Below are 17,431 nucleotides of genomic sequence, written 5' to 3'. Positions count from 1 at the left end.
ATTCAGATCCGCTCCATCGCCGAGGATATGGCAAAGAGCGCAATACCTGTGGCCGTTGCCACATTGAGACTGTCCAGTCCTTCGGACTGCGGAATGCGCGCACTGCGGAAACGGGAAAGCACCGCCTCCGGCAAGCCCTCGCCCTCGGTGCCGACGACGAGCGCCATGCGATCGGAGGCTGGTATCTGCCGGATGTCAGTCTCGCCGCGTGGCGAAAGCGTCCAGATAACAAAGCCCCGCTCGGCAAGGCTCACGAGAAGATCGAGCGCATCGCCGCCGCGACGATAGGGCATGCTCAGAACAGAACCGACGGAAACGCGCAGCGCCTTGCGGTAGAGCGGGTCGCAGCAGGTTTCGTCAAGGAGGATCGCATCCGCCTTGAAGGCAGCGGCATTGCGGAACATCGACCCGGCATTGTCGTGATTGGAAATGCCGCAACCGACGAGGACCAGCGCCTGCTCGGGCAGCGTATCCAGAAAGACGGTTTCCGTGGCCTGCTCGCGGCGACCGAGCGCAAGCACGCCGCGATGCATGTTGAAGCCGACGATACCATCGAGAACATCGGCGTCGGCCACATAGACAGGTACGTCTTTGGGAAAGCGGTCGAGGATCTCCGCCACGCCGTCGAGCCTGTTGCGAAGCAGCAAGATCTTTTCGGCAGAAAATCCTCTACCCGCCGCATGCGCATCGGCGAGCATACGCAGCACGACGGTACCTTCGGCTATGAAGCGGTTCTGTCGCCCCGTCAGGTCGCGCTCGCGGATATCGCGAAACTCCGCGATCCGCGGATCGTCCGGGGTTTCGATCGTGAGAGGCTTTCCGGCCATGCCGGTCTCAATTGCCCGACAATGTGATTTCGGCCACGATGCGGCCCGCCTTGATATCGAAGACCAGCGCCTTGCGCTTGCCGTTGACATCGGCGCCGTAAAACAGGATCTGTCCGCCCGAAAGCGATGTCTGCTCGATCTTGAAGCCGAGTGGCAGCGAGGCCGTCGAATTCACCGGCGCGTCGGAGGGAACACCGGAAGAGCCTGCGGACGCTGTAGTCTGCGAAGGTTCCGTACGCGTCACCTTGTAGACAACAGCGCCGAAGACCGCCATAAGGCTCACGAACATGATGGCGCCCGAGACGATCTGCAGGCGAACCATCTTGCGCCGGACACTTTCCATAGCCGGATCAAGGGGCTTTTCTTCCTGCTCATCGTCGGCTGGCTCGAATTTCGTCATCTATGGCGTCCCGTTCTAAAAAATACGTCGGAGAAGAAGCGTCTTGAGCGACCCCTTTAAACAAGCAGATGACAATAGAAAAGTCCTGACCGCCGATGAGACAGCCGAAGGCCGCCTCGACGCCTGGCTGACCGCGCAGGTCGGCGAGGAGTTTTCCCGCAGCCGCATCAAGGCGCTGATCAAGGATGGGCAGGTCTTTTTGAAGGGCGCACCGATTACCGATCCCCAAAAGAAGGTGCGAGCCGGCGACAGCTACGAGATCATCCTGCCTGAACCGGAAGACCCGGCGCCGAAGGGGGAGGACATTCCGCTCGATATCCTCTACGAGGATGAAGACGTCATCGTCATCTCCAAGCCGGCTGGTCTCGTCGTCCATCCGGGTCCCGGCAACTGGACCGGTACGCTCGTCAATGCGCTGATCTACCATTGCGGCGACACCCTCTCCGGCATCGGCGGCGTACGCCGCCCCGGTATCGTGCACCGCCTCGACAAGGATACGACCGGCGTCATGGTCGTCGCCAAGAACGATATGGCTCACCGCCACCTCTCGCTGCAGTTTGCCGACCACGGCCGCACCATGCCGCTGGAACGCGCCTATCAGGCGATCGTCTGGGGCCGTCCGCGCTCACTCTCGGGCACGATCGACGCACCGCTAGGCCGTGACACCGGAGACCGTACCCGACGTGCCGTCAAGCGCCCGGACAACGAGAACGCCGACGAGGCGATCACCCATTACCAGGTGCTGGAGCGTTTCCATGAAAGCCCGGATGCGAGCGCGCTCGCCTCGCTCGTCGAATGTCACCTGGAAACGGGCCGCACGCACCAGATCCGCGTCCACATGGCTCATATCGGCCATCCGCTATTGGGTGATACCGTCTACGGCGCCGGCTTCAAGACCAAGGCCAATCTTCTGCCCGACGAGGCCCGCAAGATCGTCAAGGCTTTCGGCCGCCAGGCGCTGCACGCCTTCATGCTGCAATTCGAGCATCCGCGCACTGGCGAGGTGATGCACTTCGAGGTGCCGCTGCCGGATGATATGGTGGAACTCGCCGACGCCCTGCGCGCATAAGAAATGCCGCTGCTATCTCTTGGCGCCGGCACCCAGGACCCGATGCGTGGCATTGTCGAGAGCGTGGCTGGTGTCACGCCCGTCCTGCGCCAATCCCCTTGCGGTATTTCCGCAGGATGAAAGGGCGGCCGAAAGCGTGAGCAGCAGAAGGGCGGCAAGGGCTGGTCTGATCATCTGTTTCCCCTCATGGAATCGGCGGGCGAGAGTGCTACCGTCACTGGAAAAATGCAGCAGTTGTCCGTAAAATCAATGCCTCCAGCCGCCACTGGCAGAGGCCGGATAACGCCCTCGTGAACGCCGAGACGACCTTGAATCCCTGTTTCGCCATACTTATCTGTACATAGACTTATTGCGGGCTTGGAGAGAGCCGCATGTCCCGGTTTGCCTTTAACGCAAGGGCGCGTTCCATCGGGAACCGGAATCCATATAAGGAGGGTGCATTATGGCCCGAAATAACTTGCCGTCCATTACCGCCGGCGAAGCCGGTCTCAATCGTTACCTCGACGAAATCCGTAAATTCCCGATGCTGGAGCCGCAGGAAGAGTACATGCTCGCCAAGCGTTACTCCGAGCACGGAGATMGCGACGCGGCACACAGGCTCGTCACCAGCCACCTTCGCCTCGTTGCGAAGATCGCCATGGGCTATCGCGGCTACGGCCTGCCGATCGGCGAAGTCGTGTCCGAAGGTAACGTCGGCCTCATGCAGGCCGTTAAGAAGTTCGATCCGGAACGCGGTTTCCGCCTTGCCACCTATGCTATGTGGTGGATCAAGGCCTCGATCCAGGAATATATCCTGCGCTCGTGGTCTCTGGTGAAGATGGGCACGACCGCCAACCAGAAGCGTCTGTTCTTCAATCTGCGTCGCCTGAAGGGCCGTATCCAGGCCATTGATGAAGGTGATCTGAAGCCAGAACATGTGACCGAGATCGCCACCAAGCTGAACGTCTCCGAGGAAGAGGTCATTTCGATGAACCGCCGCCTGTCCGGCGACGCTTCGCTGAATGCTCCGATCAAGGCTTCTGAAGGCGACAGCGGCCAGTGGCAGGATTGGCTCGTGGATGACCATGAGAGCCAGGAAGACKTGCTGATCGAGCAGGATGAACTCGATACGCGCCGCCGCATGCTGTCCAAGGCCATGAGCGTGCTGAACGACCGTGAACGCCGCATCTTCGAGGCACGCCGGCTTGCTGAAGATCCGGTAACGCTGGAAGACCTTTCGTCCGAGTTCGACATCAGCCGCGAGCGTGTCCGTCAGATCGAAGTCCGCGCCTTTGAGAAGGTGCAGGATGCGGTCCGCAAGGAAGCGCTTGAACGCGCCAAGGCAGTGCGTGTGGTCGAAGCCACCGCATAAGCCGGTTGTCTTTATGATATGAAAAAGGCGGGTCCTTGCGGCCCGCCTTTTGCTTTGCACGATTTTGATGCGCCAGGGAAGCGCCGGCCTTATTTACTGGCTGGTCGAAAGGTCCCCGAGGGCCGTCCATTCCTTGATCGCCGAGGTAAAGGCAGTTCCTCCGGTGGCGCCCTTCTGCATAGTCAGCAGCGCCCGGCGGCCATTGCGATAGGTGATCGGAATGTCGATCCAGTCGCGAGTGCCGAGCAGGTCCAGATTGGCCTTGCGCGCATCCGGATAGTCGTTGAGCGCGATCATGTGGAAATCGTCGGTGATCTTGGCCGGCACTGCAATCAGCGGATCGCCGCGATCCTGCTCCGTGCGCTTCATCGAGATACGCTGAACGCTGTCGATGCTGCCGCCCTCGAAATTCGGCGGAACGGAAAAGACGATCTCGACGAGATGGCTTGCCGGCAGCGACGGATCGGAATTGCGCTTGAAGGTCAGGAGCGCTGAGAGGTTGCGCTCCGGCACGGTGACGTTACCCTGCACGGTGGCTTCCTGGCGGCCGTCCTGCCCGGCTTCATGCTGCATCGTCCAGACAACCGAACCCTCGATTGCGGTCGGCGAGCTTTCGCCGATCCGCTCCTCGTAGAGGAACATCTTTTCCGTAGCGCCAACAGGCACATTCTGCGCCGGTGCGGCCGCGGGGCCGTTCGGCGTCAAGTTTTCGGCAGGCGCTGCATCGGACTGGACGCTCGGTGTGCTGGTATCGGCTGCCGCGACATTCTGCTCGGCGACCGACTTGCCTTCTGCCGTCGGCGTGCCCGGCACTGCCGCAGCGCCGTTATCGACTTCTGTCCCATCGGCGAGCAGCCGCTGGGTGAACTTGGTATTGGCGGCTGAACCGTCCAACGAGGCAACTTGCTGGTTGGGTCGCGTCGGCAGTGTCGCAGCACTCGGATTTGCCGGCGGGGTCGTGGCCGGCGTGCTGCTCTGCTGTGCCGGAGGCGTTGTCGTCGACGTGGCCGTCTCGTTGCGCACAGCCTGTGACGGTGCGGAGCTGACGAGGCCGTCCACCATTTCCATCACCGCATCGCGGTTCATCCAGCCGGCATAGGCGCCACCACCGATAATGCCCAGCGTGACGAGGATCGCCAGAATGGTGCCGATGCCGAAGCGTCGGCGCTTGGGCTCCATGCGGAAGCTCTTGCCCTGCATCTTGGAAGCGACGATCTGGTCCAGATCCATCGGCGGGTTGCCGTCGTCGTCATCGGCAACAGCATTGCGTCGGTCGTAGCCGCGCAGCGCACGCGCCTCACGCCAGTCTTCGCTGGGGGCGGCGGGTGTGGGAGTCGCGGAGCCTGAACCATTGCCGGCATGCACTTCCGCAAAGATATCGACATCGTCGAAATGCGCGGAAGTCGGTGTTTTCTTGTCCGTGCCAGCCTCGATCGGTGGCAGGTCGTCGAAAGCGGCCGCTTCCCAGGAGAGATTCTCCTTGGCAGCCGGCATGACGGCCGGCGATGCGCTATTGCCGAGCGTCGAGATGACCTCATCGAAAGCGCGCGCCGAAGCATCGGCGGGAACGGCGGGAACCGCCTCTGCATAGGACTCGAGCTCTTCGCGCGCCCACTCTGTCTCGGCTTCCTGCGGCGCAGGGGCCGGCGTTTCGGCAGCCGGTTCGGACCACATGCGATCGAAATGCGCCGCCGCATCTGCAGCAAGCGGTTCCTCGCGTGCATGCTCGACGAATTCCTCGACTTGCGGCTGCGATTGCGGCTCGAAATTGGCCATCGGCTCGACGAGCCGATTGGACGCACGGTCTATGCCGCGCGGAGCCGGCTGATGAACCTCCTCGTGCTGAAGCTCTTCTTCCACCTCATGGGCGGTTTCAGCTACCGGCTCGGCAGCGACCTCATCCAGCCGCGGCTCTTCCGGATAATGCTCTTCTACAAGCTCAGGAAGCTGCTCGGGCTCGGCATGAACCTGCGCCTGCTCCGGCGCACGCCATTCTTCGGCAGGCGTCTCTTCCTCATGAGGCGGATGCCACTCGGCATGCTCGGGCACCACCTCTTCGGCGGAAGCGGCAGCCTGAACGACCTCTTCCGGCTCGGCAGGCTGCTGCTCGTTGACAGGATGTTCTGCTTCCTGCTGCTCAGGGCTTTCAGGGACAGGGGCCTCAGCAGCAGGCGCCGCCTCTGCGACAGGCTCCTGCTCTAGAGCAGGCTCTTGATGGACCTCGGGGGCCGAAGCGGCCGCAACCGGCTCCTCGACATCAGTGGCCTCTGCATGCTCGGTCTCGACTTCACGGATTGCGGCCTCAAGCTTATCAAKCTGACGTTGCAGCATGGCTTCCGGCGGACGCGGCTTCATGTTCTCGAGCTGCCGCTGCACAGCGCCGCGCGCACGCTCGTAGACCTTCACCCGCATTTCGGGCGTATTTTCAGACAGGCCGTCGACTGCCCGCCGAATAACTGCAATAAAATCCGCCATCAGTACTTTCTCAAGAAGTCCGGCACACTCCCGAACGGTCGCCCTAAGTGACCCGCGACATTAATCCTCAAACGGATCGGTCACAAGTATGGTGTCGTCACGCTCAGGGCTTGTGGAAAGAAGCGCGACGGGCGCACCGATCAGCTCTTCGACCTGGCGAACATACTTGATCGCCTGCGCCGGCAGATCGGCCCAGCTGCGGGCGCCAACCGTCGATCCCTTCCAGCCTTCCAGCGTGATGTAAATCGGCTCGACTCGAGCTTGCGCCGCCTGGCTTGCCGGAAGATGGTCGATCTGTTCGCCATCGAGCATATAGCCGACGCAGATCTTCAATTCATCGAGGCCGTCGAGCACATCAAGCTTGGTGAGCGCGATGCCACTGATGCCATTGGTCGCGACCGACTGGCGCACGAGTGCGGCGTCGAACCAGCCGCAACGGCGCTTACGGCCCGTTACCGTGCCGAATTCATGACCTTTCTCGCCGAGGAACTGACCGATCTCATCCGTCAACTCGGTCGGGAACGGACCTTCGCCGACTCGCGTCGTATAGGCCTTGGTGATGCCGAGGATATAGCCGAGCGAACCCGGACCCATGCCCGAACCGGCAGCGGCCTGGCCGGCCACCGTGTTGGACGAGGTCACGAAGGGATAGGTGCCATGATCGATATCGAGCAGGCTGCCCTGCGCACCTTCGAAAAGGATGCGGGCGCCCTTGCGGCGTTCCTTGTCGAGGAACAGCCAGACTGTATCGCGGAAGGGCAGCACACGGTCGGCGATCGAGGTCAGCTCATCCATGATCGTCTGGTGGCTGACTTCGGCAACACCGAGGCCGCGGCGAAGCGCGTTGTGATGGGTCAGGATGCGATCGACCTTGCCCGGCAGGGCTTCAAGGTCCGCAAGGTCCATGACGCGGATGGCGCGGCGGCCGACCTTGTCTTCATAGGCCGGGCCGATGCCGCGCCGCGTCGTGCCGATCTTGGTGCCGCTGTTGGAAGCTGCATCTTCGCGGAAAGCGTCCAGTTCGCGGTGCAGGGAAAGAATGAGGGTCGCGTTGTCGGCGATACGCAGGTTTTCCGGCGTGACCTTCACGCCCTGGGCTTCCAGCCGGCCGATCTCCGCAATCAGCGCATGCGGATCGACGACGACGCCGTTGCCGATGACGGCCATCTTGCCCGGGCGCACCACGCCGGATGGCAAGAGCGAGAGCTTGTAACTCGTGCCGTCGATGACGAGAGTATGACCGGCATTGTGTCCGCCCTGATAGCGCACAACGATATCCGCACGTTCCGAAAGCCAATCGACAATCTTGCCTTTGCCTTCGTCACCCCATTGCGAACCGACCACGACTACGTTCGTCATCAAACTCTTCCTGTTACCGGCGGAGAACCGCACACCTGCTCAAACCCGCGCATCTATAAAGCTTTGTTTTTGGGAAAGCGACCCTGTTGTCACAGCAGATTCGGCTTTTTACGTGACAAATCAGCCGTCAGCAGGCTAAGCCCGATCGAAAAAGCCTCCCAGAGACGGCAAGACGGGAAGATCAGCCTTTGCAAGCTACAGCCTATATCTGCCTCGTCATTGCAACTCTCTGCTGGGGCGGCAATGCCGTTGCAGGCAAGCTGGCGCTCGGCCATGTCAGCCCGATGATGCTGACCTTCCTGCGCTGGTTCCTGGCCGTCATGCTGATCGCCGCCGTCTCGCTGCCGCAGTTGAAGAAGGACTGGCCGGTCGTGCGCAAAAACCTGCCCCTGCTCTTCTTCTACGGCGTCATCGGCTATACGATCTTCAACGCCATGCTCTATTCGGCCGTGCAATACACGACTGTGATCAATGTCGCCATCGAGCAGGCCGGCATTCCCATGCTGATCTTTCTCTTGAATTTCGCCTTTTTCCGAACCGGTGTTTCGCTGGCGCAGGTCGTCGGCTTCGGCATGACGCTTATCGGCGTGGGGCTGACGGCAGCCCACGGCGATCTCGCGACGCTCCTGCGGCTCAACCTGAACCGCGGCGACGGCCTGATGCTGATCGCGGTGGCGGCCTATTCCGTCTATACGATCTTTCTGCGCTGGAAGCCCATCGTCGACTGGCGCACGCTGATGGCGATCCCGGCACTCGGTGCGGCCCTGACTGCCCTGCCGCTGCTCTTGTGGGAGGCCTCCCGCGGCGCGGCTCAATGGCCCGATGGACAAGGCTGGGCGATCGCCTTCTATACGGCAATCTTCGCCTCTCTGCTGGCGCAGATACTTTATATCAGAGGCGTCGAGGAAATCGGCGCCAATCGCGCCGGCCTGTTCATCAACCTCGTCCCGGTTTTCGGTACGCTGCTGTCCGTCGCCCTGCTCGGTGAAACGCTGCAGCTTTTCCATATGATTGCGCTGGCGCTGACGCTCGTCGGCATCGCCATCGCCGAAAAGGGACGGCCGAAGTCGGCTGCGCCCACCGTGCCGGCTTCGCCTGTCGACTAACCAAGCTCCAGCGTCGTCACGCCAAAGACGTTCTTCAGCGGGATTTCCGGCGCCGGACCGCGATACATGCGCGCGGTCTCCATGACCKGCTCAAGCCCCGCGCTTTCGGCAAGCGCAATCGCCTCGGCATTGGCGGCGGGGATATCAATATAGATCGACGCACCGTGCGCCTGGGGAATGAGGCCGGCCAGAAGGGCGGCAGCGCTGTCCGCCTCAGCGGCGAAAAGCGGGCCGATCTTGTAACCCTCATAACAGCGGCGGATCGTGCCGTAACCGCGGATCTTGCCGCTCTTGCGCACGACAACAGAACTTCGCCCCTTGCGGCCCGTGCACCAGGCAGAAAGGAAAGCCGGACGGGGCTGCGGGAAAATGCCGCTGTCGTAGCGCTGCAGGCCTTCGAGCCGCGCATCCGGAACCGGTTGTGCGACGAGCGAGGATTGCGGCACGGATGACGGCACGCCGCCATAGCGGATCGTGTTGTAGGCAACCTCGAAACCGGCCTTCCGATAGGCTGCCTGCTGCGCAGCAACCCCGTCGAGACCGATCGTACGGTTTCCCGCAGAAGCGATGCCCGCGTTCCAGATCGCCTTGCCGAAACCTCGGCCGCGGAAGTCGGGGTGGACAATGTAGAGGCCGAGGAAGGCGAAGTTGTCGCCATATTTGACGACAGAGATAGAGCCGACCGGCACCTCACCGATGGCGCCAACGAAAAATCCGGAAGGATCGGCTTCATGGAATGCGATCGCATCATCGAGGCCGGGATTCCAGCCCTCCTGGCGTGCCCATTCCAGCGCAAGCTCCAGTTCGCCGGGCCGCATGGAACGAACGACAAATTCCGAATTCATGCAACCTTCCCAGATTGAAATCAGCAAGTCCATTCGGTGATGCACCAAGCAATCGTCAAGTCGATTGTCAGTGCGCTCGGACCGGTGATGATGAACTCGCGTTCACGGCTTGAACGATGCGTATCGTCGTTTTGAAATGCAATGCAAAAGAACTTCGATCTCGCCTTACCATGAAACAATGCAATTGCAATCTCAAGAAAATTACTGCGCCCGCAGGATCCTTCCGGCGGGCGCAAATCGAAAGACGGCAGTATCCAATATTTAAGTGTTAACGCAGAAACGGACCCAGCGCTTCGGCAGCACCGATGGTCTGGGCAGCCTGGCTGAGAACGCTGTCGAAAACGAAGCCGACGACGACAGTCAATTGGTGCGAATAGGCCTTCAGCTTATATCCTTCGCTGTCGACCTGTGCCGGAGCACGCAGAGCGAAGGGCATGTTCGGACGAACGAAGCCGGCGCTCGTCGTCAACGGCTCCTCAGGCAGATGGCCGATGGCCGAGGTGTACATGAGATCGCGACCGAAGCCACCAGGGCCAAAGGCAAAAGCCGGCTGKCTTGCAGCCGATACGGTGATTGCGAGCGTCGCGGCGAGAAGAAGTCTGCTCATCTTGAAGTCCCCGTTTTCCAGTCGGCCCGACGATTTCCGCCTGGCCGCAGCGCCGGTCGCATCTGTCCATGCCCGGCCGCTTTCATGAGGGTCACTCTACATGTCGGTATTTGCAGGCCTTTTAAGCCGATCCGTACAATTTTATTGAAACGCGATTTTTTAGACTGTCGCTCTTCAGGCGGAAAACAATCTTTACCATACGCCTTGACCGTATCTTCGCATCCTTACTTCTAAGGTGCCCCAAAACAAAACAGGGCCGAAAACAATGCACGAAGTTCCAGTCAAATCCAGGATTATCCAGAACGTCTATTTCAGCCAGGAAGACGGGCGCCTGCGCATCTGCTTCCGCAACGGTGAAGAGCGTCTGTTCGAAGGCGTGCCGGTCGATGACGTCAATACCATGGTGGCCGCGCCCTCGCCGGGCCAGTACTATATCGACCAGATCAGAAAACGTTATCGTCGTATCGCGGCTTAAGGCGCGTCGATACTTTCACCGGCGCGGCTTTAAATCGATTGCCCCATGCTCCGGATGAGATCGATTGCCACATTGGTCCGAGCCTTATAAATGATGACTTCCGTTGTCCGAGGTCTCGCGAACTGACGATGCAGTCGTCCGATCAGAATATGAAACTAGCGCCGCAGCCGCGAAGAGGCCGCGCCGTCATGTGGCTTCTGATCATTCTCTCCTTTTCAATTGTCGCCGCCACTGTGCTGCTGTCGAATGACATGCGTCACCTGAAGTCGCTGGCTCACTACTTCGGCATAGAACTTTTCCCGCCGGAGGYACCCCCGCCTCCCCCGCCGCCTAAGGTTTTCCGCCGAACCGAACCAGTCAGCATCAAGATCGCGCCGCGAATGTTCGACCCGCCGCAGCCGGCTCTTGCGAGCGTTTTTCTGCGGACCTGGCGCATTTCCGGTCCGGCCATGTGCGAGGCGCTGCGTTCTGCCGGCGTCCAAACAAGTGATTGGACGGCGACCGCCTTCAATTCCGATACGTTCGAATGCTMGTACGAACAGATTTTCAAGAAAGAGAAGGAGCACATCGCCAGCTCGCTCTTCCTCGTCGTTCGCGGCAACGGCAATGGCACGATATCAAGCATGCGGGTGAAACTCGTCGGCCCGGCAACCAACAATGACGGGCAGCTCGACGCTGGCACAATGCGCATCTTCGAAACCATGCTCACGCAGCCGGCGTGGCTGGATTTCCATGATGCGCTGGCAGCAATCCGTAATCTCAGGGATGTGAAGGACGAAGGCTTCGGCTCGCTGATCAACTTCACCCAGGAACATTCGCGTCCGGGCAGCTTCAATTTCACGCTCCTGCTTCAGGAGACCTCCCCCCAACAGCGCCGCACGAAGGATTATTTTTCCGCGAAGACCTGGCTGCCTGCGCCCGATCCCTCCTGGCTGGTGCCGGAACTCATCTTCTGGCGACGCGCCTGATCACTTCGCGCTGGCAACAAGCTGCGGCCTTGACGTGTCGTTGAGCACGCCGGCAAGATCCTGACCGTCCCGTCTGCAACTGACCATGAACAGCTTCGGCGCCAATTCCTTGCGGCTGCATTCGATGAAACTGCGGCGCAAGGCAGTCCGCAGCGCGCCCGCTGCATTCTGGCCGCAGGCAAGACGGCGCCCCTGCACATCGACACAGAGCGCCTGCGGGGCGATGCGCGATACACCAGCAATGACGAACGTGTCGCCATTAAGGGAAAAGGTCGCATTGTCGATGACCTTCAGGGACCGACCGGCGGAGAATTTGAAGGGATAGCGGTCGGGCTCGCGGTCATAGGGCTGATGGCCCGGATCGATATGAACCRGTACAGAGGTCCAGATCGCTCCACTTTCCGCATCCATCCGCGGCGTCGCATCGACCGGAGAGGCAATCAGATAGGAGGCAAAAGCCATCGCACCCGCCACGGCCACAAGCGCGCCGCAGACGCGGCCGAAAAGAATGAGCAGCTCTGCAATCACTCGCAAGAAATCACCGTGCCTGAGGCTAGATAGAACGTTTTTTGAACGCTCACCGGCGGACGATGGTTCCGTGAAGGGCGCGCTCCATTTTCCATAGTGCGCCCGGCCTAATTTAGGGCGTCAAACTTCAGACGCATTTAACTCAAAATAGGTGCAGCCAAACTCTTTCGATCCTTGACTTGAATCGACCAGGGATTAGCTTTGACGCTGTCTTGAACCGCTCGTCGGATCCAGCAGCCACCTCTCTCGCGCGAAACACATCGGGGAGTACCGCATGGAAACTAGACTGCAGTCCAAACTCATTGAAGCGATTGATTATAAGCGCGAAACTCGACACCTCACGCTCTATCTGACCAACGGCCAACGCCGTCATTACGAAGATGTCCCCGAAGGCATCGTCGTCGGACTTGCCGCAGCAGCTTCTCCTGGCGACTTCTACATGAGCCAGATCCGGGGCCGCTTCCGCACTACCTGAAAAATACGGCACGCACCCAAGGCGTGCCGTGTCGGTGCACTAGGAACCAACCTAAATTGTTCACCGATTGGACCGTTCATACCGAGATCGGCCTCGCATCCCTCCATCGACTAGACTTCAGCCTCAAATCTCAGCCGGCCACACTTCGCGATTTGTCGTCGTGGCCGTTTGATGCAAGAAGGCGTCCCGTATCGGCAGCGCTCGAGGGATAGCCGAGCGCAAAGCCCTGCAGGCTGTCGCAGCCGAGCCATGACAGCGTCACGGCATGAGCCTCGGTTTCCACCCCTTCGGCGATTACTTCGACATCGAGAGCCTTGGCGATCTCGACGATCGATCCGACCACGCGCCTCTGCTCGGCCGATTCCACGACATCTGTAACGAGCTGGCGGTCGATCTTCAGCCGTTTCGGTTTCAGCCGCACAAGACCGATGAGCGAAGCATGGCCGGAACCGAAATCGTCGATCTCGATATCGATGCCCATTTGCTTGATGAGGTCGATATTGGCGAGGAACTTATCATCGCAATCGTCGAGGAAGATCGTTTCCACCAGCTCGAAGACGATGGCGCCCGGCGGAATGGCAAGCCGGCGCAACTTGTCCAGCAGAGCTGGATCGGCAAGACGCGCAGGAGAAATATTCACGGCGATGCGAGGTACGCTGCAGCCCATAGCCTGCCAGACAACGCGATCTTCGAGCGCACGCTGCAGGATCGCGGCATCGATCTCTGCCGAAAGCCCATACTCATCCGCAATGCGGAGGAAGACGCTCGGCGCCAGCAAACCCTTTTCCGGATGGTTCCAGCGTGCCAGCGCTTCCAGCCCGGTGATCTCGCGAGTGCGCGCATCGAGCTGAACCTGATAGTAGGGAACGATCTGGCCCTGCTCCAGAGCTTGGGCGAGCTCCTCGGCGAGGCGGCGTTTGCCGCGCAGGTCTTCCTGAAGCTGTCGGCTGAAGAATTCGATGCGGTTGCGGCCGAGCTTTTTCGCCTGATAAAGCGCCAGATCCGATTCGGCGAGCAAATTGCGCGCCCGCCTGTTGCTGCTCCAGGATACCCCGATCGACGCACCGGATTGCAGCATCTCCTGCCCAAAACGAATTTTCTTCCGCAATCGCCGCTGCACATCCTCGACAATCGCTTTCAGTTCGGCGAGGCCGGCGAAGTTGATCAGAACGATGACGAATTCGTCGCCGCCGACACGCGCGGCCATGCCACTTGCAGGAATGGCAGCTGCAATTCTGAGCGATGCCGCGCGCAACACGGCATCGCCAGCCGTGTGACCATGGCTGTCATTGATCTGCTTGAACTGGTCGAGATCKAGGTGCAGAACGGCAAGCATGGATACGCCCCTGTCGGTCGGCAGTTCGGCAAGCCGCTTGTCGAGCAGACGCCGGTTCGGCATGCCGGTCAGGTAGTCACGGTCGGCTACATGCTCGATCCGCGCATTGCTTTCCTCAAGTGCGAGCGCCCGGGCCTCGGCCACTATCTTCTGCTTGCCGAGTTCGGCATTGAGCAGCACGTCGGAGGTCACGTCCCATTCCGCGCCGATGAAGGACGGGGCCCCCCCCTCATCGACATAAAAATGCGCCCGCGACCTCAGATGGCGGATCTCACCGCTCGGCAGGATGATGCGAAACTGGGAATTATAGGCGCCACGGGCGGCAACCGCTTTTTCGAAGTCTTGCTCGGCCCGTTCCCTATCCTCTGGATGCAGGGCATTCGACCAGATCCAGGTCGGCACCTCCCGGTTTGTCTGACCGGTTCCGTAGAGGCGGTGCATCTGCGCATCCCAGAGAATGGCATTCTTATTGATACTGTGCTCCCACACACCGATCTGCGAAGCGTCCAGCGCAAGCTCCAGTCTCCGGAGAAGATCCTGGAACTCTCGCTMGGATCGCGTTGGTTTATTCTCGGGCAATTCGGTTTCAGCCTCGAAGCCTGCAAAAACTCTAATATAGTCGCAAGCCCTCATTAATGAAGCCTTTTTGTAAGTACCGAACTAGTTACTAGGTGAACTGTTCGTTACGACTGCCTCCTTTTCGATCAGTATTGCTTTAGCCAGACAATTTCTTCAATTAGTGATTGTGACGGGGCGAATTCTTGGCAATCTGGCGGAAGTCCGCCGCACCCTCGATCACCGCACCGTCCGAAAGCTGTGTGACCGAACTGCGGTATAGGCGCTGCCAGGGCGTCGCATCGGCCGGCACAGGCGGAATTCCGTCCCCCTTGCGCCGCTCGATTTCGGCATCGTCGACGAGCATGTCGCAGCGCCCCTGGTTGAAATCGATGCGGACGATGTCACCCGTCCGCAGCCAGGCAAGCCCACCGCCGGCAGCACTTTCGGGCGAAGCATTGAGGATCGAGGGGCTGTCCGACGTGCCGGACTGGCGCCCGTCGCCGATCGTCGGCAGACTCTTGATGCCGCGCTTCAGGATATGATCCGGCGGCTGCATGTTAACGACCTCCGCCGAGCCCGGCCAGCCGAGCGGACCGGCGCCGCGGATGGCAAGGATCGTGTTCTCGTCGATACCGAGGCCCGGATCGTTGATGCGCTTGTGGTAGTCTTCCGAGCCATCGAAAACGACAGCCTTGCCTTCAAAGACGCCTTCGCGGCCTGGCTCCTGCAGGTATCGCTTGCGGAAGTCCTCGGAGACGACGCTCATCTTCATGATGGCGAAATCGAAGAGATTGCCGTTGAGCACGAGGAAGCCGGCGCGTTCCTTCAGGGGCTCGTCATAGGGCTTGATGACATCGCGGTCACGCGCCTCACGCCCTCTCAGATTGTCAGCCATGGTCCTGCCGGTGACGGTGCGACAGTCACCGTCGAGCTTGCCGGCCTGCAGCAATTCCCACATTACCGCGGGGGTGCCACCGGCACGGTGGAACTTCTCGCCGAGATAGGCACCTGCCGGCTGCACATTCGCCAGTAGTGGAATGTCGAAACCATGGACCTGCCAATCCTCGGGATATAGCTCGACTCCTGCATGTTTCGCCATGGCGGCAAGATGCGGCTGGGCGTTGGTCGAGCCGCCGATGGCCGAATTGGTCTTGATGGCATTGAGGAAGGCTTCGCGCGTCAGGATATCCGACGGCTTCAGGTCTTCGAGTACGATTTCGACGGCGCGCCGGCCCGTGCGATAGGCCATCTGGCCACGCTCGCGATAGGCAGCCGGGATATTGCCGCAGCCCGTCAGCGACAGGCCGAGCGCTTCGGCCAGTGCATTCATGGTCGAGGCCGTGCCCATCGTGTTGCAATGACCGATGGAGGGTGCCGAATCGAGCGCCGTTTGCAGGAATTCCTCTTCATCGATCTCGCCTGCCGCCAGCTTCCGGCGCGACTGCCAGATCGCCATGCCGGAACCGGCGAGCTTGCCTTCGTGCCAGCCGTCGAGCATCGGCCCGCCCGAGAGAACGATCGCCGGAATATCGACCGTCGACGCCGCCATGATCGCCGACGGCGTGGTCTTGTCACAGCCGGTCGTCAGTACGACGCCATCGAGCGGATAGCCGTAGAGGATTTCAACGAGGCCGAGATAGGCAAGGTTGCGATCAAGTGCTGCCGTCGGGCGCTTGCAGTTCTCGAAGATAGGATGCGTCGGAAACTCGATCGGGATGCCGCCCGCATCGCGGATGCCGTCACGCACGCGCTTGGCAAGCTCGATATGGACGCGATTGCAGGGCGTCAGATCGCTGCCGCTCTGGGCAATACCGATAACAGGCTTGCCGGACCGCAGCTCCTCCGGCGTCACACCATAGTTCATGAAGCGCTCCAGATAGAGCGCCGTCATGTCGATATGATCAGGATTGTCGAACCAGTCCTGTGAGCGCAGGCGGCGCTTGCCGGTCTTGCTGTCGGTCATTTCTTCCCTCCCATTCGGGCATTCGTATCTTCGAGATGGAGCAGCAAGGCACTGTGATCCGTCTCGCCGTTGCCTTTGCCAACAAATTCTGTGAATTCGGCATGCACCGCTTCTGTCAGCGGCAAGGTCAAAGACAGCGTCTTTGCCATCGCCATGACGGCGTCGAGGTCCTTCAACTGATTGGCCGAAGAACCGCCCGGTGCAAATTGCCGGTCGATCATGCGCTTGCCGTGGATCTCCAATATGCGACTGTCCGCAAAGCCGCCACGCACGGCATCCCGGAAGGCCGCCGGCGAACCCCCGCCCGCCTCGATCAGCATCATCGCCTCGGCAACGGCGCCGATCGTCACGGCCACGATCTGCTGGTTTGCGAGTTTGGCAAGCTGCCCTGATCCACTTGGCCCGACATGTGTAGCACGCCCCATTGGCGCGAAAACTTCGGCGAGTTCGGCAATGACCGCAGCATCCCCGCCCGCCATGATGGCAAGAGTACCGGCCGCCGCGCCGACCGTGCCGCCCGAAACCGGCGCGTCGATGTGACGGATGCCGCGCGCGGACAGTTTTTCCGCATGCTCCCGTGCAAAAGGCGGGGCGATGGAACTCATGTCGAAGATAGCCGCGCCCGGTCTCATGGCGTCGGCAACGCCCAGATCGAACAGAACCTGCCCGACGGCCTGTGCATTTGTCAGCATGCAGATGACGACATCGGCTGAAGAAACGGCTTCAGCTGGGGATGCGGCGATATCGGCACCATCTGCGGAAAGAGCCTCAGCCTTGGCGCGATCACGGTTCCAGACGGTGACGGCAAAGCCTGCGCCAAGCAGGCGCCGCACCATCGGCGCTCCCATGAGCCCAGTGCCGAGAAAGGCAATCTTCGGCTTTCCAGTGTTTCCCGATGCGTGTGTCATCCAGCCCTCCCGAACCGTTGCCTGCCTTTGATACCCCCCTTACCTCAGCATGCAACCGTTTTGATGGACGTAACGCATTTTTGTCGCATCCCGCGACATCGCCCCTAAAATCGAATTCGATCGAGTGTACTTCACCTTAAAAACGAAACGGGCGAGGACCGAAGTCCCCGCCCGGTTTACC

At 60.5% G+C, this 17,431-nt stretch carries 16 protein-coding genes and 1 pseudogene; 6 read left to right on the top strand and 11 right to left on the bottom strand.

All coding sequences use genetic code 11. From position 1 onward, the window contains the following. Positions 1–2 precede the first annotated feature (2 nt). Both AC1DNW_RS22415 and AC1DNW_RS22410 read right to left on the bottom strand, forming a co-directional pair. Positions 3–827 carry a TrmH family RNA methyltransferase gene (locus AC1DNW_RS22415; protein WP_113311258.1) on the bottom strand — a complete coding sequence of 275 codons (825 nt, stop codon included), beginning with the start codon at positions 825–827 and terminating at the stop codon, positions 3–5. A gap of 7 nt (positions 828–834) precedes the next feature. Continuing rightward, the gene (locus AC1DNW_RS22410) at positions 835–1,227 is read right to left on the bottom strand and encodes a hypothetical protein (protein ID WP_113311257.1); all 393 of its coding nucleotides are present in this window, start codon (positions 1,225–1,227) and stop codon (positions 835–837) included. A gap of 43 nt (positions 1,228–1,270) precedes the next feature. Here AC1DNW_RS22410 and AC1DNW_RS22405 point away from each other — a divergent pair, with 43 nt between their 5' ends. After that, complete coding sequence (locus AC1DNW_RS22405) at positions 1,271–2,296, top strand: RluA family pseudouridine synthase (protein ID WP_113299789.1); 1,026 nt, start codon at positions 1,271–1,273, stop codon at positions 2,294–2,296. A 12-nt stretch (positions 2,297–2,308) separates the two neighbouring features. Here the strand turns inward: AC1DNW_RS22405 and AC1DNW_RS22400 are convergent, their stop codons facing one another. Next, positions 2,309–2,470 carry an entericidin gene (locus tag AC1DNW_RS22400; protein ID WP_113299790.1) on the bottom strand — a complete coding sequence of 54 codons (162 nt, stop codon included), beginning with the start codon at positions 2,468–2,470 and terminating at the stop codon, positions 2,309–2,311. 268 nt (positions 2,471–2,738) lie between these two features. Between AC1DNW_RS22400 and rpoH the strand changes: the two genes are divergently transcribed. Continuing rightward, entirely contained in the window at positions 2,739–3,647 is a 909-nt protein-coding gene (gene rpoH, locus AC1DNW_RS22395) for an RNA polymerase sigma factor RpoH (RefSeq protein ID WP_477854416.1), read from the top strand. Between the two features lie 93 nt (positions 3,648–3,740). Here the strand turns inward: rpoH and AC1DNW_RS22390 are convergent, their stop codons facing one another. Continuing rightward, positions 3,741–6,122: a hypothetical protein gene (locus tag AC1DNW_RS22390; protein ID WP_477854415.1), complete on the bottom strand. Its 2,382-nt coding sequence runs from the start codon at positions 6,120–6,122 to the stop codon at positions 3,741–3,743. A 60-nt stretch (positions 6,123–6,182) separates the two neighbouring features. Continuing rightward, positions 6,183–7,481, bottom strand: coding sequence for an adenylosuccinate synthase (locus AC1DNW_RS22385; protein WP_113299793.1), 1,299 nt, complete (start codon positions 7,479–7,481; stop codon positions 6,183–6,185). A 188-nt stretch (positions 7,482–7,669) separates the two neighbouring features. Here AC1DNW_RS22385 and AC1DNW_RS22380 point away from each other — a divergent pair, with 188 nt between their 5' ends. Continuing rightward, entirely contained in the window at positions 7,670–8,587 is a 918-nt protein-coding gene (locus AC1DNW_RS22380) for a DMT family transporter (protein ID WP_477854414.1), read from the top strand. On the opposite strand, the gene AC1DNW_RS22375 is transcribed toward AC1DNW_RS22380, so the two are convergent. Both AC1DNW_RS22375 and AC1DNW_RS22370 read right to left on the bottom strand, forming a co-directional pair. Next, complete coding sequence (locus AC1DNW_RS22375) at positions 8,584–9,432, bottom strand: GNAT family N-acetyltransferase (protein ID WP_477854413.1); 849 nt, start codon at positions 9,430–9,432, stop codon at positions 8,584–8,586. The two genes, AC1DNW_RS22380 and AC1DNW_RS22375, sit on opposite strands and share 4 nt — an antisense overlap. Before the next feature lie 268 nt (positions 9,433–9,700). Beyond that, positions 9,701–10,039, bottom strand: a complete 339-nt coding sequence (locus AC1DNW_RS22370) for a hypothetical protein (RefSeq protein WP_477854412.1) — start codon at positions 10,037–10,039, stop codon at positions 9,701–9,703. A gap of 265 nt (positions 10,040–10,304) precedes the next feature. On the opposite strand from AC1DNW_RS22370, the gene AC1DNW_RS22365 reads away from it, so the two are divergent. Both AC1DNW_RS22365 and AC1DNW_RS22360 read left to right on the top strand, forming a co-directional pair. Further along, complete coding sequence (locus AC1DNW_RS22365) at positions 10,305–10,514, top strand: KTSC domain-containing protein (RefSeq protein WP_113311253.1); 210 nt, start codon at positions 10,305–10,307, stop codon at positions 10,512–10,514. 188 nt (positions 10,515–10,702) lie between these two features. Continuing rightward, complete coding sequence (locus tag AC1DNW_RS22360) at positions 10,703–11,482, top strand: DUF6030 family protein (RefSeq protein ID WP_477854411.1); 780 nt, start codon at positions 10,703–10,705, stop codon at positions 11,480–11,482. Here the strand turns inward: AC1DNW_RS22360 and AC1DNW_RS22355 are convergent, their stop codons facing one another. Beyond that, positions 11,483–12,016 carry a hypothetical protein gene (locus AC1DNW_RS22355; RefSeq protein ID WP_477854410.1) on the bottom strand — a complete coding sequence of 178 codons (534 nt, stop codon included), beginning with the start codon at positions 12,014–12,016 and terminating at the stop codon, positions 11,483–11,485. Between the two features lie 268 nt (positions 12,017–12,284). On the opposite strand from AC1DNW_RS22355, the gene AC1DNW_RS22350 reads away from it, so the two are divergent. Beyond that, entirely contained in the window at positions 12,285–12,485 is a 201-nt protein-coding gene (locus AC1DNW_RS22350; protein WP_113299799.1) for a KTSC domain-containing protein, read from the top strand. Between the two features lie 130 nt (positions 12,486–12,615). On the opposite strand, the gene AC1DNW_RS22345 is transcribed toward AC1DNW_RS22350, so the two are convergent. The 3 genes and pseudogenes from AC1DNW_RS22345 to AC1DNW_RS22335 all read right to left on the bottom strand — a co-directional run. After that, on the bottom strand, positions 12,616–14,454 hold the full coding sequence (locus tag AC1DNW_RS22345; RefSeq protein WP_477854409.1) for a bifunctional diguanylate cyclase/phosphodiesterase: 1,839 nt from the start codon (positions 14,452–14,454) through the stop codon (positions 12,616–12,618). A gap of 103 nt (positions 14,455–14,557) precedes the next feature. After that, a complete protein-coding gene (locus AC1DNW_RS22340; RefSeq protein WP_477854408.1) occupies positions 14,558–16,342 on the bottom strand; it encodes an IlvD/Edd family dehydratase in 1,785 nt (594 codons plus the stop codon). Further along, positions 16,339–17,256, bottom strand: a pseudogene (locus AC1DNW_RS22335) (NAD(P)-dependent oxidoreductase); the annotation flags it as partial. The pseudogene AC1DNW_RS22335 and the gene AC1DNW_RS22340, both read right to left, overlap by 4 nt. Positions 17,257–17,431 lie beyond the last annotated feature (175 nt).

It is taken from the genome of Rhizobium sp. 05L429, assembly GCF_056397645.1.
This window is presented reverse-complemented; position numbering and strand designations above follow the sequence as displayed.